Annotated in this window: 15 protein-coding genes; 8 read left to right on the forward strand and 7 right to left on the reverse strand. The window is 61.3% G+C overall.

Annotated features, from left to right (window positions below; genetic code table 11):
• Window positions 1-3: 3 nt before the first annotated feature.
• The 6 genes from H9Q75_RS04320 to H9Q75_RS04345 form a co-directional block, all read right to left on the reverse strand.
• Entirely contained in the window at window positions 4-909 is a 906-nt protein-coding gene (locus tag H9Q75_RS04320; RefSeq protein ID WP_186564885.1) for a dihydrodipicolinate synthase family protein, read from the reverse strand.
• Between the two features lie 82 nt (window positions 910-991).
• Window positions 992-1,921 carry a carbohydrate ABC transporter permease gene (locus H9Q75_RS04325; protein WP_186564886.1) on the reverse strand — a complete coding sequence of 310 codons (930 nt, stop codon included), beginning with the start codon at window positions 1,919-1,921 and terminating at the stop codon, window positions 992-994.
• Between the two features lie 13 nt (window positions 1,922-1,934).
• Entirely contained in the window at window positions 1,935-2,828 is an 894-nt protein-coding gene (locus H9Q75_RS04330) for a carbohydrate ABC transporter permease (RefSeq protein ID WP_186565036.1), read from the reverse strand.
• Between the two features lie 215 nt (window positions 2,829-3,043).
• The gene (locus tag H9Q75_RS04335; protein ID WP_186564887.1) at window positions 3,044-4,423 is read right to left on the reverse strand and encodes an ABC transporter substrate-binding protein; all 1,380 of its coding nucleotides are present in this window, start codon (window positions 4,421-4,423) and stop codon (window positions 3,044-3,046) included.
• 168 nt (window positions 4,424-4,591) lie between these two features.
• Window positions 4,592-5,449, reverse strand: a complete 858-nt coding sequence (locus H9Q75_RS04340) for a MurR/RpiR family transcriptional regulator (RefSeq protein ID WP_186564888.1) — start codon at window positions 5,447-5,449, stop codon at window positions 4,592-4,594.
• A gap of 3 nt (window positions 5,450-5,452) precedes the next feature.
• Window positions 5,453-6,664, reverse strand: a complete 1,212-nt coding sequence (locus H9Q75_RS04345; RefSeq protein ID WP_186564889.1) for an AGE family epimerase/isomerase — start codon at window positions 6,662-6,664, stop codon at window positions 5,453-5,455.
• A gap of 187 nt (window positions 6,665-6,851) precedes the next feature.
• On the opposite strand from H9Q75_RS04345, the gene H9Q75_RS04350 reads away from it, so the two are divergent.
• A complete protein-coding gene (locus H9Q75_RS04350; protein ID WP_186564890.1) occupies window positions 6,852-8,231 on the forward strand; it encodes an ROK family protein in 1,380 nt (459 codons plus the stop codon).
• 13 nt (window positions 8,232-8,244) lie between these two features.
• Complete coding sequence (locus H9Q75_RS04355; RefSeq protein WP_186564891.1) at window positions 8,245-8,916, forward strand: GDSL-type esterase/lipase family protein; 672 nt, start codon at window positions 8,245-8,247, stop codon at window positions 8,914-8,916.
• Window positions 8,917-8,966: 50 nt separating this feature from the next.
• On the opposite strand, the gene H9Q75_RS04360 is transcribed toward H9Q75_RS04355, so the two are convergent.
• Window positions 8,967-9,593, reverse strand: a complete 627-nt coding sequence (locus tag H9Q75_RS04360; protein WP_186564892.1) for a DUF624 domain-containing protein — start codon at window positions 9,591-9,593, stop codon at window positions 8,967-8,969.
• A 159-nt stretch (window positions 9,594-9,752) separates the two neighbouring features.
• On the opposite strand from H9Q75_RS04360, the gene H9Q75_RS04365 reads away from it, so the two are divergent.
• The 6 genes from H9Q75_RS04365 (at window position 9,753) to H9Q75_RS04390 (ending at window position 15,182) form a co-directional block, all read left to right on the forward strand.
• Window positions 9,753-10,127, forward strand: a complete 375-nt coding sequence (locus H9Q75_RS04365; RefSeq protein WP_186564893.1) for a metal-dependent transcriptional regulator — start codon at window positions 9,753-9,755, stop codon at window positions 10,125-10,127.
• A gap of 89 nt (window positions 10,128-10,216) precedes the next feature.
• Window positions 10,217-10,612: a DUF11 domain-containing protein gene (locus H9Q75_RS04370; RefSeq protein WP_186564894.1), complete on the forward strand. Its 396-nt coding sequence runs from the start codon at window positions 10,217-10,219 to the stop codon at window positions 10,610-10,612.
• A gap of 176 nt (window positions 10,613-10,788) precedes the next feature.
• Window positions 10,789-11,544 (forward strand): ATP-dependent sacrificial sulfur transferase LarE, encoded by a 756-nt coding sequence (larE, locus tag H9Q75_RS04375; protein ID WP_186564895.1) that lies wholly within the window; start codon window positions 10,789-10,791, stop codon window positions 11,542-11,544.
• Window positions 11,545-11,556: 12 nt separating this feature from the next.
• Window positions 11,557-12,321 (forward strand): nickel pincer cofactor biosynthesis protein LarB, encoded by a 765-nt coding sequence (gene larB, locus H9Q75_RS04380; RefSeq protein ID WP_186564896.1) that lies wholly within the window; start codon window positions 11,557-11,559, stop codon window positions 12,319-12,321.
• Window positions 12,318-13,544, forward strand: coding sequence for a nickel pincer cofactor biosynthesis protein LarC (gene larC, locus H9Q75_RS04385; RefSeq protein WP_186564897.1), 1,227 nt, complete (start codon window positions 12,318-12,320; stop codon window positions 13,542-13,544). The genes larB and larC overlap by 4 nt, the downstream gene beginning before the upstream one ends.
• Before the next feature lie 18 nt (window positions 13,545-13,562).
• Window positions 13,563-15,182 carry an ABC transporter substrate-binding protein gene (locus tag H9Q75_RS04390; protein ID WP_186564898.1) on the forward strand — a complete coding sequence of 540 codons (1,620 nt, stop codon included), beginning with the start codon at window positions 13,563-13,565 and terminating at the stop codon, window positions 15,180-15,182.
• The last annotated feature ends 24 nt before the right edge of the window (window positions 15,183-15,206 follow it).

Raw genomic sequence — 15,206 nt, forward strand, 5'->3', positions numbered from 1 at the left:
CCCCTAGCAATACTTCGCGATGGCGGCGTCAATCTGAGCTGCACAGGCATCCACAATCGTGAGGTCCCCGGCGGCCAGATCGGGCAGGGGCTTGCGGACCGTGCCGCAGAACACGCCCTTTTTCGCCAGAATAGCTTTCATCACAGCATACAGATTGCCATGCGCCGCGCACATCGCATAGATAATGCGGCAGCATTCGTTCTGGATCTCCCGAGCCAATGCCACCTCCCCCTTATGATACAACTCATAGATCTTCATGTAAAGCTCCGGCATAACGGCGTAGGTGCCGCCGATCCCGCCGATAGCGCCCATAGCCAGGCCGGAGACAAACTGCTCGTCAGGGCCATTGAAGGCGGGCACGCCGGCATCAGACCACATCTGAATGTCCTGGGTGGGCATGGAGGAGTTCTTTACCGCCACCACCCGGGGATTTTTCTTCATCTCCTCCAGCAGAGACGGGGTCAGCGCCACGCCCGCGAGTTGGGGGATATTGTAGATGATGAAATCAGTGTTGGGCGCGGCGGCAGAGATGTCGTTCCAGTACTGGGCAATGCCGTAGTTGGGCAGGTGGAAGTAGATCGGCGGGATAGCGGCGATGGCATCCACCCCCAGGCGCTCCGCGTGGGCGGCCAGCTCCTGAGAATCTGCGGTGTTGTTGCAGGCCACATGGGCAATAACGGTAATCCTGCCCTTGGCTGCGGACATCACATGCTCCAGGACCAGCTTGCGCTCCGCCACGCTCTGGTAGATGCACTCGCCGGAGGAGCCGCCCACATACAGGCCCTGGATGCCTTTCCCGATCAAGTACTCGGTCAGCGAACGCACCCGCTCCGGTGAGATGGTGCCCTGGTCGTCATAGCAGGCATAGAAGGCGGGTATGACACCCTGATACTTTTTCATGTCTCTCATTTTTATCACTCCATTGAGGTCTTGTTTGGGGTCCGGCCCGGAAACACGCGGGCCGGACCATAGAGATCCGTCTTTTGGCCGCTCAGCCCTTGACGGCGCCCATGGTAATTCCCTGGGTGAAATACTTCTGGAAAATCAGGAACACAATGATGATGGGCGCGGCGGCCAGGGCCGCGCCAGCCATCAGGATACCCATATCAATGGAGGTCTCCGCCTGCAGTGTGGCGATGCCCAGAGAAATCGTGTAGTTGCTGTTGCTGCTCAGCATAACCAACTGCATAAAGTAGTCGTTCCACGAATTAATAAAGGTAAAAATTGCTAGCGCCCCAATACCCGGCTTAATTATGGGAAGGACCACAGTGGTAAAGGTCTTGAACTCACTGGCCCCATCAATACGGGCCGCCTCCAGGATCTCGCTGGGAATGCTCTCCGAAAATTGCTTCATGAGGAACACGCCGAAGGGCCAGCCGACCGTGGGAAAAATAACCGCCCAGATCTTGTCATACAGATTCAGGAGCGCCATCTCTTTCAACAGGGGGATGAGGATCACCTGCTTCGGCAGAGCCATGGCGCATACAATCAGGCCAAACACAATGGCCCGGCCGCGGAAGCGTTTCTTCGCCAAGGCATAGCCGGCCATGGCAGCCGTAATGCAGGTCAAAAGCATGGCCACCACTGCCATGAATACAGTGTTCAACAACCAGCGGAAGGCCGCAGGGACCACAGGACCGGACAGAAGAAGAATAGGCTCCCCGTTCGAGGAGAAGAGGCTGCTGAAGGGGATATACAGGTCAAACAGCGTGGCACTGCGCCGATCAAACAGCCGGGTAAAGTTATCCAGCGTCCACTCCGTAGGGAACCAGACCGGCCGGGGCGCGAGAATGTCAGCGCTCGTCTTGAGCGCGCCGGTAACAATCCAGTACAGCGGGAATAGAAACAACACAGCCAGGACGATCAATACGATTATGGAAATGACTTTATAGGCGCTTACACGCTCCACACCAGATTTCATATACTCGCCCCCCTTACTTTTCTTTTGCCAGCCTGAACTGAAGGGCAGACAGGGCGGCAATTGCCAGAGCAAGAATCACACCCATGGCGTTGGCGTACCCAAAGTGGCCAGCCTGCTCAGTCAGTTTGAAGGCGGTAAAGTAGATATAATACATCACCGTATTCGTGCCCGAGCCGCCGGAGGTCAGCAGCTGAATCAGGGCGAAGCACTGGAAAGAATTGATGGTGGTAATCACCAGAATATACAGGGTGGTGGGCATAATCTGAGGCCACTTGATCTTCCAGAACACCTGGAAGTTGTTAGCTCCGTCCACCTGGGCGGCCTCCACCAGGGACTGATCCACGTTGCCTAGGGCGGAGACATAGAGTACAATGGGCTGTCCCACTGAGGTGGTAAACAGGATCAGGATAATGCACCAGAGCGCAAAGCGCTCGTCACCCAGCCAGTTAATGTTCTTGTCAATGAGCCCGACGCCCTTGAGCACATAGTTGAAGATTCCCGTGTAGTTATCGTACATCCATTTCCACACCACGGTAACCGCCACAGAGCCGGTCACCACGGGCAGGTAAAAGACAATTCGGAAAAAGGAGCGGGCTGCACCATGCATCTTATAGATGGCGGAGGATACCCACAGCGAGAAAATACAGACCGTGGGCACGCTGACCACCACAATGAGGAATGTATTCCACAGGGCCCTCAGAAACGTCTTGTCGCTGAACAGCTTTACAAAATTGGCAAAGCCGATAAAATTGCCGAACATGCTGCTGCCATGCATATTGGCGTCGGTCAGGCTGAGGAAGATACAGATAAACATAGGGATAATCACAAACCCAGCAAAGAAAATCAGACTGGGCAGCATAAACAGATAGCCGGAAACATTCTCCCGCCGCTGCAGCGCCCGGCTCATGGCGGGCTGGCTCTGTCTCGCCAAGAAAAACACGCCCCTCTCATTTGGAAAAGATGTGGTTTGGGGATACGCATCACAGGTCCGGCTGCGGGGATGGAGCCGAACCTGTCGTGCATACCTCCGCAGCAGAAAACAGGCACACGCCCCTCCCCCGCCCAATGCGAGGGAGGGGCGTGTAAACCCGTTAAATGTCAAATACGCTCAGTTCGTAAGGATCAGCCAGCAGATGCATTTGCAGCGGCCTCGTTGGCGGCAGCGGCATGGTTGGCCACCGCAGTGGCGATGTCATCTCCGCGGCCCACTTCCTGGAGCATATTCCACCACTCGGTACGCGCACCGGCCCAGCCAGTGGTCACCTGATAGTAGTCGCCCAGATAAGGCATCAGAACCTGATACTGGTCCATGATCTCGTTATCAGCCCAGATAGTGCTCAGATCCGTGCCCTCAGCAGCCGAGCGGACGGGGAAGTAGTTGGCGGTCTTCACAGCATCAACCGCATGCTCGGAGTCAGCCATGTACTTGATGAACTTCTTGGCAGCCTCAATTTTGGCGGGATCGCCGTTGTCAAACACGCCGAAGCCCCAGATGCCGCCCTGGAGCGCGGACTCGCCGGTTTCAGAGGGGAAGCTCATGAATACAATCTCTTCGCCGTTGATGGTCTTGCCGGAGCCCGTGCCCGCAGCGTTGGGATCGAGCTGCTGGGCAATATTCCAACAGAATGCCATCTTCAGAATACCTTGGTAGAACAGCTTAATCTCGTCGCCGCCCTGAAGGGAGGCGTCAAAGTCGATGCCGTCCATGCCCTTGAGCAGCTCCAGCGCCTGGATGTTCTTGGGATCATCCCAGGTATAGGTGGTATGCCCAGCATCGGTAAAGGTACCGCCGTAGAGGTTATTGACCAGGGCGCGGGTGCCCTGGTCTCCGCCCTGTCCGGCGCAGTATACGGCGCCTACGGTCTCACCGTAATGGGCATATAGGGCCTCGACCGCCTTGATAAAGTTCTCGGTCGTCCAGGTGTGATTCTCCAGGTCCAGGTACTGGTCGGCACCGGCCTCTTTAAAGGCATCCAGGTTGATCGCCATGCAGTGGGCGGTCATAACCAGAGGATACTCATAGACCTTGCCGTCGGCAGTGGTGCAGGCCGCAAGCGTGCCGGGGTTCACGGCGTTGATCTCTGCCTTATCAGTGTCGTCCAGCATATCGCTCAGATCGACCATGTAGCCATTGGCACCCCAGTTGGCCACCAGGCGCTCGGGGCCCTCCATAATCAGGTCGGGAGCACCCTTAGCCGTGATCGCGGAGTTGACCTTGTCATCGCCGTCCGCATAGGCCAGATACTCCACCTTGACGGAAATACCGGTCTCGGCCTTGAATGCCTCGGTCAGCTTGTTGACTTCTGCTTCCTTGCCCCAGTTTCCAATAGGATAGGTCCACAGGGTGATCTCAGTAACCTCACCGGACTGATTTCCGGTAGGCGCGGGCGTGCCGGAGTTGCCCGCAGGGGTGTTGCCACTGCCCTGGGTGCCGTTGGAGCAGGCAGCCAGGCCCAGAATCATGCCTACGGCCAGCAGCATTGCAAGAATACGCTTCTTCATTCTGTCGTCCTCCTCATTTTTGATAAAATACGATTCCATTTTTGGGAATCTTGTTGTATAGATTGTACAGTCGGCCTTTCTTTTTGTCAATATACTTTTGAAAGAAATTTTCCATTTTTTTTAGACTGCAAAAAATTTTCAACATTTTTTTCCAGTTGCTTTGTCAATTCAGCCCAGATGCTTTTCGGCCAGAGCGTCCGCCACCTGCTCCCGGCGCTGGCGGCAGCCGCCAATATCTCTGCGGCACACCTCGCTGAAGAGCACGTCTACCAAATAAAGCTGGGCGATGCGGGCCGCTATGGAACCCAGCTGGAGCGGCCCCTCCTGAGCGCCGCACTGGAGCACCACATCCGCATACGCCGCGCCGGGGGACTTGGGGAAGCGGGTAATCAGGATGGTGCTTGCCCCCCGTTCCCGGATCATCTTGGCGCATTCCAGCAGCTCCCGGGTGGAGCCGGAATAGGAGAAATAGAGCGCCACGTCTCCAGGCGCCATCTGCGAGGCGTTGATGGCCTGTATATGGGAATCCCACACGGCAAAAAACTTGGGCGTGGCAGTGGAGAAGAGATGCGCCGCCTCCTGCGCCAAGATCATGGAGCCTCCCTGGCCCATACACAGCACTTTGTTTGCCGCGGCCAGCAGGTTGGCCGCCCGGGTAATCTGATCCGGCTGCACCAGCTCCATTGTCTCCCGCAATGCGTCTGCATCCGCGGTGTAGACCTTTTGGCACATGTCAGCCACGCTGTCCTCCGGCAGAACCTCGCCTGCCAGTGGGTTGGACGCCGCCCGGTTGGCGGTGGAGTCCGCCACCGCCAGCTTAAAGGCGTTATACCCTTTGTAGCCCAGACGGCGGCAAAAGCGGGAGACCGTGGCCTCCGCCACGCCGGACTCCTCCGCCAGCTCAGTGATGGACATGAACTGTGTCTTTCTCTGGTGGATCACCACGTAATCCGCCACCTTTTTCTCCGCGCTGGTCAGCTGATAATATTCGTGGTTGATCTTTGCGAATACGTTTCCCAGCGGCATCGCTCAGCCCTGCCCTTTCGCCAGAAGCTGGTCAAAAATCTGATCGCACAGGATCAGGCAGCGGGGCAGATGGAAGGGGCCCTTAAAGGTAGATCCCTTCGTGCTGGGCTGCGTGGGCAGACCGTCGCGGCGCAGATAGCCGTACCACTCTCCGTACTCCGGGTCGGAAAAGTGCTTCTTACAGTAGTCGGCCGTTCGTTCGTACCAGTCTAGGTATTTTTCCTCTCCCGTATCCCGGTAGAGCATCAGGGAGGCGATGAGGATCTCGTTGTGGGGCCACCAGAGCTTCATGTCGTGCTCGTAGGCCTCGGGGGGCTTGCCCAGGCAGTCCACAAAGTAGAGCAGGCCGCCGTACTCCTTGTCCCAGCCGGCCTCAATGGCCCAGTCGAAGATCTGGGCGGCCTTGCCGATCAGAGCCTGGTCGCCGGTGCGGCGGGCATGTTCTAGCAGGAACCACACCCCCTCGATATCGTGGCCCGGGTTGACAACGCGGCCCTCGGTATAGTACAGGCGGGGCGTCCCGTCCACATCCACGTTCTCCAGCAGGCACTTCAGGTCGGGCTTGACGTGATAGCGAAAAATCTCATCCACGCACTCCTGGGCTCGCTGCTCATATTCCGCCCTGTGCTCCGGGTCCACCCGCAGCAGGATGCTGATGACGTTCAGAATAATCATGGGCAGGCCAAAGGTCCGGCCGGAGCGGGTCTCGGGGATGGTCTTGGGGGGCATGCCCACCGGGTCGGGGGCGCCGTGGGCCAGATCCCAATACATATTATAGGCACGCCGCGCTCGCTCCAAACATACTTTGTCCCCAGTGATACCGTAATACTCGGCGTTTGCGCTGGCGTAAAAAGCCTCGGAGTAATAATAACGGCGCTGGCGTAGGGGTTTGCCGTCCTCGGTAACGGTAAAATACATACGTCCTCCGGCGGCGTGGTTGATGCAGTATTTTTCCATGAACTCCAGACAGCTCCTGGAGGCGGCCAGCCACTCCTCCTTCACTCCGTACACATGGCACAGATAGGCGAAGATCCAGCCGCAGCGTCCCTGCATCCACACGCTCTTATCCGTGGAGTAGATCTCCCCCTTCCGGTCCAGACAGGTGTAAACACCGCCGTATTGGGGGTCCATCCCATTCCTCAGCCAGAACGAAACACATCGCTCCAGCTCCTCTTGTATCCATTTCTGATGGCTGCGCAGCTTCGCAGTATCCATTTATATCTTCCGCCTTTCCTCGGGGTCGACCCCTTATTTGCCCCCATCATACCTGCCCGTGTCTGCCCGCGTCAAGAGTTAGTGGAAAATTATTTTCATTTTTTCGAAAATTTGCTTGACAGATTCAGAAAAACTGATAGCCTATAAACAGAGAATCACCGTCATATCACACAAGGAGGACGTTGTCATGAAACATCTCGGTATTGAAGTCCCTGTCCTGCATACCCCCGAGCTGGATCCGGGATTCCTTCCACTGGGCAAATTCTATACCGCTTTCCTCAAAGATGCGGAAAAGCCGCTGGACATCGCGGTGGAGCGCGCTGCCGGTCAGGTGGCCGTCTACCGCACCCGCATTCACGGCACTCCCGCCATGGCCGCCGCCGACCGCTACTACGTGGAGCGCATCATCAAAACCATGCTGTGGCTTTACGGCGGCTTTAAGGTGTACATCAGCGGGGATCCGGAGATCTGCGTAGCCATGCAGCAGATCTACTGTGCCGGAGGCCAGCAGGACTTTGATTTTGATTATATGGCCAACGTATTTGAGCACCCCTTTGAGGTGGTTTCCTGCGATCAGGTCCCTCAGGAGAAGGGCGACCCCAAGGCCATCGGCCGCCACCTGGACGGCTGCCGCATCGGCTTTGACGCAGGCGGATCTGACCGTAAGGTTTCCGCTGTCATTGACGGCGAGCCGGTGTTCTCCGAGGAGGTTGTCTGGTTCCCCAAGATCAATTCCGACCCGGACTACCACTATGACGGCATTGTGGCCGCCCTCAAATCCGCTGCGGAACATATGCCCCGGGTGGACGCGGTGGGCGTGTCCTCCGCCGGCGTGTATATCAACAACCGCACCATGAACGCCTCCCTCTTCCTCCAGGTGCCCAAGGACCAGTTTGACGCCAAGGTGAAGGACATCTACATCCGCGCCATCCGCGACACCTTCGGTGATGTGCCCTACGCCGTATGCAACGATGGCGATGTGTCCGCCCTGGCGGGCGCCATGAACCTGGGGGAGAACAACGTGCTGGGCATCGCCATGGGCACCAGCGAGGCCGTGGGCTATGTGGACCCGGAGGGGCGCATCACCGGATGGCTCAACGAGCTGGCCTTTGTCCCGGTGGACGCCTCCCCCGCCGCCATGCGTGACGAGTGGAGCGGCGACATCGGCTGCGGCGTGAAGTATTTCTCTCAGGACGCGGTCATCAAGCTGGCCCCCGCCGCCGGCATCAACCTCTCCCCGGACCTTTCCCCGGCAGAAAAGCTCAAGGAGGTCCAGAAGCTGATGGACCTCCAGGGCTCCCCTGCCGAGGCCATCTACCGCTCCATCGGCGTATATCTGGGCCATGCCCTGGCCCTGTATCACCACTTCTATGGGTTCAAGCATGTGCTGCTGCTGGGCCGGGTCATGTCCGGCCGGGGCGGCGACATCGTGCTGGAGACCTGCAAAAAGGTGTTGGCCGACGAGTACCCGGAGGTCGCCGGGCGCATCTCCCCCACGCTGCCCGACGAGAAGTCCCGCCGGGTGGGGCAGAGCGTGGCCGCCGCCTCCCTGCCGGAGCGGAAGTGACGGGGGCGCCGCCATGAAGAAGCATATCGTCTGCCTGGGCGACTCCAACACCCACGGCTACTGTGCCGACCCCGCCGACTGTGCCAATCCGGAACTAGCCCGCTTCAACGAGGAGGAGCGCTGGACCTGTCTGCTGCAAAAGGCCCTGGGGGAAGAGTACCTGGTGGTGGAGGAGGGCCTGTCCGGCCGCACCACGGTCTTTGACGACCCGCTGTACGAGCATCTCTCCGCCCTGGACTACATCTATCCCTGTCTCAAGAGTCATGAGCCAGTGAGCCTTCTGATCATCATGCTGGGCACCAATGACACCAAGGAGCGCTTCGGCATGAACGCCTTTGCCATCGGTCTTGGCATGCGCCGCCTGGTCCAGCGGGCCCAGAGCGTGGACTGCTGGGGCCCGGGCGGCAGGCCCAACATTCTGATCATTGCCCCGCCCATCATCGGGCAGGGGGTGCTCACCTCCCCGGTGGCCGACGAGATGGGTACCATGGGCCCCAACTGTGTGGAGAAATCCCGCCGGGTGCCCGTCGAATTCCGGGCCGTGGCCCAGGCCGCCGGCTGCCACTTCCTGGACGCCAATGAGCTGGGGTGCGAATTTAATGAGATTGACTTTATGCACCTGACCCGCCGGGGACACGCCGCACTGGCCAAGGCCCTGGCAGATTGGATCCCGGCACTGCTGTAAACCAAAAGGCCCGCCCGGCGCAATGTGCCGGGCGGGCCTTTTGGAACACCTTATTCCCTCTGAGCCTGCTCATAGGGCCGGAAAATACGCTCCAGCAGGAGGGACTGGAGCAGGGCGGTCAGCACCGGCAGGGCAAAGACCGCCAGAAAAAACCAGAAGCACAGCAGCCCTGCCGCCGTCAGCAGAATGCCCAGCAACAGTGTGGTCGGGAGATGAGCCACGGCCAGCTTGACCGAATTGCTCAGCAGCCCGCCTACGCGGAAGGTAAAGCGGGAGAGCACGGGGAATGGGTAGCTGAATACCCCCAGCAGCACCACCAGCACAATCAGGAACGCATAATACACGACCCCCGCAAAGCTGTCCGCTGCCCCCACTCCCATAATATACAGTGCTCTCCAGACGGCAATCAGCACCGCCCCGGCGGCCAGCACCGCCAGAGAGGCCAGCGCCCCCACCTTAAAGTTTTGCTTGAAGGTCTCCCAGAACATGGCATAGGGCCCGTTCTGCCCGCCCCGTACACAGCGCACGGTCACCCGGTACAAGGCCGCGGTGGCCGGCCCGATGGTAAACAGCGGCAGGCAGCAAACCAGCCACAGCAGGCTGAGCAGTACCACGTCGGTACACTTGCCCAAGGCTCTGAAAAATGGATTCTCCGGATTGAAAATCTGCCCAAGCAACGGACTCCCCCCCTTTTTGCAGACCGAACATTGGATTTCACCTTGATTGTACCCGATTTTGCCCGAAAGGTCAAATACCGGTTCAGATCGCCGGCACCCGCCCTTGTGCGGTCGTTTCTGATGTGCTACAATGGGAAAAACGTGCTGTGAGGTAGCTCTATGGAAATCCATGAATCCGCTGAAAACTATCTGGAGACCATTTTGATGCTTAAAGAGGAAAAGGGAGCCGTCCGCTCCATTGACATCGCCCGCCGCATGGACTTCTCCAAGCCCAGCATCAGCCGGGCCATGAGTCTGCTGCGTGGGGACGGCTATATCACCACGGATCCGGCGGGCCTGATCGAGCTGACTCCCTCCGGTCTGGCCATTGCCGAGCGCATTTATGAGCGCCATCAGCTCTTTACCCAGTGGCTAATTCAGCTGGGCGTCTCCCCTGAGACGGCGGCCAGGGACGCCTGCCGGATTGAGCACGACATCAGCGACGAGACCTTTGCCTGCCTCAAGGCCCATATTGCCGGTCGAAACGGCGCCTAACCGCTCGGCCTCCGGGTCTTTTCCGGTTCCCGCTCTCCCTTTCCCCGCATAGGATGGGGCGGAATATTCCTGGAAAAGGAGGCCTTTTTATGACAGATTTCCCTGTCCGCTCTGCGGATTTAGTTCTGGCCGTGTCGGTCCACCCCAGCCCGGCCTGCTCCGGTCAGCCGGTACGCTATTGGTTTTCGGTCCATAACGCCGGACCGGACCGGGCGGAGGCTGTGATGCTCACCTGCCGCCTCCCCGATGCGCTGGAGCAGGCGTCCTTTGCCCCCGGACCGGCGGAGTCCTCGCGCCCCTGGAACGGGCCGCTCCCGCTGGGCCCCCTCGAACCGGGTCAGAGCTGTCAGGTGTGCCTGACCGGCCTGCTCGCTGGGGACGCCCACGCTCCCCTGGTATGCGCCGCCGCCTTGGCCTCTCCCACGGCCGACCCCACCTTGTCCAACAACGCGGTCACCCTTGCCACCCCGGTCCGTTCTGCTTGACAGCCCGTTCCGAGATCTGGTATCATTAGTATCGGCAGGAAGCCGATTGAGGGCCAGAAGGCCCTGTTCCCAGCGTGTATTTTTTCACTAGGAATCTCCCGGCCGCGGAGGCTGGGCATATGTCTGCAGGCATACCGGACCGGTATGCCTGCTTTTTTGTGAGAGGGGACTCTTTTATGACGCTCCAAGCCTTTTTTACCGCCCATCCAAAGGCCGCGCTCGCCTTTTCCGGGGGGGCGGACTCGGCCTATCTGCTCTGGGCCGCCAGGCAGTATGGATGTGACGTGCGCGCCTATTACGTCCACACGGTTTTCCAGCCCGCCTTTGAACAGGCCGACGCCAAACGCCTGGCGGAGCAGCTGGGCGTTCCGCTGACCGTGCTGGAGGCCGACGTGCTGGCTGATGATGCAGTGCGTACCAACCCGCCCGACCGCTGCTACCACTGCAAGCGGGCGCTTTTTTCCCGCCTGCGGCAGGCCGCCCTGGACGACGGGTACAGCCTACTGCTGGACGGCACCAACGCCTCGGACGACGCGGGGGACCGCCCCGGCATGCGCGCCCTGGCAGAGCTGGAGGTGCGCTCCCCCCTGCGGGAGTGCGGCGTGACCAAGGCCCAGGTTCGGCAGTGGTCAAGGGAGGCTGGACTCTTCACCTGGGACAAGCCGGCCTACGCCTGCCTGGCCACCCGGGTACCAGCGGGCACGGCCCTGACGGCGGAGGCTCTCTCCAGGGTGGAGCGGGCGGAGGACGCCCTGTTTGCCCTGGGCCTGACCGATTTTCGAGTACGCCTCTACGGCGGGGCGGCGCGCATCCAGATCCCGGAGGAGCAGACCCCAGGGCTGCTGGCGCGGCGTGCGGAGGTCACGGCCGCGCTCTCCCCGCTCTTTGACGCCGTACTGTTGGATTTAGAGCCCCGGAAGGGCTCGGACTGAGGAGGACAAGCCATGGACAACAAGCACGAGATTCTCAACCTGCTGCGCGCCGTGGCCGACGGGCGCACCCCGCCGGAGGACGCGCTGCTGGAGCTCAAAACCCAGCCCTTTGCGGATCTGGGCTACGCCAAGGTGGACCTCCACCGGGGTGTCCGCCAGGGGGCGGCCGAGGTCATCTACGGGGCGGGCAAGTCCCCGGAGCAGATCCGCGGCATTGCCGCCGCTATGGGGGAGCGTGGGTGCCGCAACATCCTCGTCACCCGTGTGGACCGGGAAGCCGCTGAATTTGTGGGGGCCTCCCTCCCCCTGGACTACCACCCCATTGCCCGCCTGGGGATCGCCTTTCCCGGGGAGCGCCCCGCCCTTGGGCATATTGTGGTGGCCTCCGGCGGCACCAGCGACATGGCCGTGGCGGAGGAGGCTGCCCTGACCGCCGAGGTCCTGGGCAACCGGGTCACCCGGCTGTACGACGTGGGGGTGGCCGGGCTGCACCGGCTGCTCAGCCGCCTGGACGTACTCATGTCCGCCCGGTGCGTGGTCGCCGTGGCGGGCATGGAGGGGGCGCTGGCCTCCGTGGTGGGCGGCCTGGTGGACTGCCCGGTGATAGCCGTGCCCACCAGCGTGGGCTATGGGGCCAGCTTCGGTGGGCTGTCCGCCCTGTTGGCCATGCTCAACTCCTGCGCCAGCGGGTGCAGCGTGGTAAACATCGACAACGGCTTCGGGGCCGGCTATCTGGCCAGCCGGATCAATCAAATGGAGGGGTTGGAAGAGCCATGAAAACGCTTTATCTTGAATGCCGTATGGGGGCGGCCGGGGACATGCTCCTGTCCGCCCTGTACGAACTGCTGGACCACGCCGGAAAGCAGAAGTTTCTGGACGCCATGAACGGCCTGGGCCTGCCCGGGGTCCATCTGGAGCCGGAGCACCGGGCCACCTGCGGCATCATGGGCACCCACATGCATGTAAAAATCCACGGCGCGGAGGAGGAGCAGGACACCCCCTGCGCCCACGGCCATGACCACGGCCACAGCCATCACCACCACGCCACCCCCGATTCCATCGCCTCCCTCATCGACCGCCTGCCGCTGCCCACCATGGTGTGCCTCCACGCCCGGGCGGTGTACGACTCCATCGCCCAGGCGGAGGCCCGGGCCCACGGCTGCCCCGTGGGGGACGTACACTACCATGAGGTGGGCGCTCTGGACGCGGTGGCCGATGTGACGGGGGTGTGTCTGGCCCTCCACATGCTCCGGCCCGACCGGATTGTGGCCTCTCCCATCCATGTGGGCAGCGGCAGCGTGCGCTGCGCCCACGGGGTAGTGCCTGTCCCCGCCCCCGCCACGGCGGCGCTGCTCACCGGTATCCCCACCTACGGCGGCGCGGTACAGGGGGAGCTTTGTACCCCTACCGGCGCGGCCCTGCTGGCCCATTTCTCCGAGGCCTTCGGTCCCATGCCCACGCTGACGGTGGAGCAGGTGGGCTATGGCGTTGGGAGCAAGGCGTTTGAGCAAGCCAACTGCGTTCGGGCCTTTCTGGGGGAGGAGGCCCCCTCCTCCGGCGGGCCCAACGGAGAAATCGTGGAGCTGGTGTGCAACATCGACGATATGACCGCTGAGGCCCTGTCCTTCGCCTGCGCCCGCCTGCTGGAGCTGGGCGCCCTGGATGTGTACGCCGTTCCGGGCACCATGAAAAAGGGCCGCCCCGGCCAGGTCCTCACGGTGCTGTGCAGCCCCGGACAGGAGGACCGGCTGGCCCGCCACATTCTTGCCCTGACTGCCACCAACGGGGTGCGTGTCCGCCGCTGCGGCAAGTATTTCCTGACCCCCGTCCTCCGGAGCGTGGACACCCCATGGGGTCCTCTCCGGATCAAGCGGGCGGAGGGTTTCGGCATTTCCCACACCAAGCCGGAATATGACGATGTGGCCGCCCTGGCCCGGGCCAACGGCCTGCCCTACCAAAGTGTGTTGGAGGAAGTGCTCCGCCGTCTGGCCGGCAATTAAGCAAAGGAGGCTGCTGAAATGAAACGACTGTCCTGTCTGCTCCTCGCCGCCGCGCTGAGCCTGGGGCTGCTCTCCGGCTGCGGCACAGACGCCCCTTCCCCCGCACCTTCCACAGACGCCCCCTCCTCCGCCAAGGATCAGGTGGTAGTCGCCATGGGCATTACCTCGGAGCCGGAGTTCGGCTTCGACCCCGCCTACGGCTGGGGCGCGGGGGAGCACGTGCATGAGCCCTTGATCCAGAGCACCCTCACCATTACCAACACCGACCTGACCATCGGCTATGACCTGGCCACAAGCTGTGAGGCCAGTCCGGACGGCCTGACCTGGACCGTGACCATCCGGGACGACGTGCATTTTACCGACGGGGAGCCTCTCACCGCCGCCGACGTGGCCTTTACTTATAATACAGTAAAGGAGTCCAGCTCTGTAAACGATTTCACCATGCTGGACCGTGCGGAGGCGGTGGATAAAACCACAGTGCGCTTCCACATGCTCCGCCCCTATTCCATCTGGCCCTACACCATGGCCATTGTGGGCATCCTGCCCGAGCACTGCTACGACAGCGCCACCTACGGCTCCGCCCCCGTGGGGTCCGGCCGCTATGTGCTCAGGCAGTGGGACCGGGGCCAGCAGGTCATTCTGGAGGCCAACCCCGACTACTACGGACAGGCTCCCAAAATGAAAAAGGTGACCATCCTTTTTATGGAGGAGGACGCGGCCTATCTGGCGGTCCAGGCGGGCCAGGCGGATCTGGCCTATACCTCCGCCACCTACTCCGACCAGTCTCCGACAGGCTATTCCCTCCTCGCCTGCGAAAGTGTGGACAACCGGGGCTTCAACCTCCCCGCCGTCCCCGTCCAGGGCTATGACGGGGTAGAGGGCCCTGCCGCGGGCAATGATTTCACCTGCGACGTGCTGGTGCGCCGGGCCGTCAATATCGGCGTGGATCGACAGGAGATGATCGACCATGTGCTCAACGGCTACGGCACCCCCGCCTACAGCGTGTGCGACAAGCTGCCCTGGTACAATCCCGCCTCTGAAGTGGAGTACGACCCGGAGGGGGCCGCCGCCCTGCTGGACCAGGCGGGCTGGACGTTGGGCGCCGACGGCGTGCGGGAGCGAAACGGTGTGAAGGCCCAGCTGAACCTGCTCTATCCCAGCAGTGACTCGGTACGCCAGGCCCTGGCCGCGGATTTCGCCAACCAGCTGGGCGAGCTGGGTATCGCCTGTACCATTGAGGGCGTGGGCTGGGACACCGCCTACGACCGCGCCCTGTCCGAGCCGCTGATCTGGGGCTGGGGGGCGCACACGCCCATGGAGCTCTATAATCTGTACCACACCATCGGGGACACGGGCTCCGCCCAGTACTCCCCCTATTCCAACCTCGCCGTGGACGCCTATATGGACGAAGCCCTGGCCAGCAGCGACCTGCAGGCCTCCTATGAGCTGTGGCAGAAAGCCCAGTGGGACGGCGAGACCGGCGTCACCCAGCAGGGCGACGTACCCTGGGTGTGGCTGGTGAATGTCAGCCACCTCTACTGGGTGCGGGACGGCCTTCAGGTGGCCGAACAGAAGGTGCACCCCCACGGGCACGGGTGGTCCATCGTCAACAATGTGGACCAGTGGAGCTGGCAATAGGCCCCCGCCCGCCGGGCGTATCCC

It is taken from the genome of Lawsonibacter celer (genome assembly GCF_014281125.1).
GTDB lineage: Bacteria > Bacillota > Clostridia > Oscillospirales > Oscillospiraceae > Lawsonibacter_B > Lawsonibacter_B celer.